Origin of the sequence: Pseudomonas sp. 30_B (assembly GCF_017491605.1) — a bacterium.
GTDB lineage: Bacteria > Pseudomonadota > Gammaproteobacteria > Pseudomonadales > Pseudomonadaceae > Pseudomonas.
This window is the reverse complement of sequence record NZ_JAFGYY010000183.1, coordinates 1-517: the sequence shown is the minus strand read 5'-3', so window position 1 is coordinate 517 and position 517 is coordinate 1. Positions and strand designations below refer to the sequence as shown.

The 517-nt window shown below is 58.0% G+C and carries 1 protein-coding gene and 1 pseudogene; both read left to right on the top strand.

Going from position 1 to position 517, the window contains the following annotated elements; all coding sequences use genetic code 11:
- Positions 1-357 (top strand): annotated as a pseudogene (locus tag J5M67_RS27835) (7-carboxy-7-deazaguanine synthase QueE); the annotation flags it as partial.
- A 20-nt stretch (positions 358-377) separates the two neighbouring features.
- The coding region (locus J5M67_RS27830) for a 7-cyano-7-deazaguanine synthase (protein ID WP_207888599.1) at positions 378-517 on the top strand (140 nt) is incomplete at its 3' end.

The window sequence follows — 517 nt, the reverse complement described above, 5'->3', positions numbered from 1 at the left end:
CTCGAAACCAGTGGTGCGCTTGATGTATCGCCTGTCGACCAGCGTGTCAGTCGGGTTGTCGACCTCAAGACGCCCGATTCCGGCGAGGTCGCTCGAAACCTTTACGCGAATATCGGCTGCCTGACGCGGCACGATCAAATCAAGTTCGTCCTCTGTTCCAGGATTGATTATGACTGGGCGGTAAGCAAACTCATCGAGTACCGACTTGACGCGCGCGTCGGTGACGTCCTGTTTTCGCCCAGCTATGGCCAGCTTGCTCCCGAGGAGCTGGCCGACTGGATCATCCAGGATCGGTTGCCGGTGCGCTTCCAGCTGCAGCTTCACAAGATTCTCGGGAACGATGCCCGCGGTCGTTGATAGGTGGATGAGGAGACGTCATGAGCACTAAAAAATCGGTCATTCTGCTCTCGGGCGGCCTGGATTCGGCCACTGTCATTGCGATGGCCAGAGCCGAGGGTTACGCCTGTTACACCATGAGCTTCGATTATGGGCAGCGACATCGTTCGGAGCTGGCGGC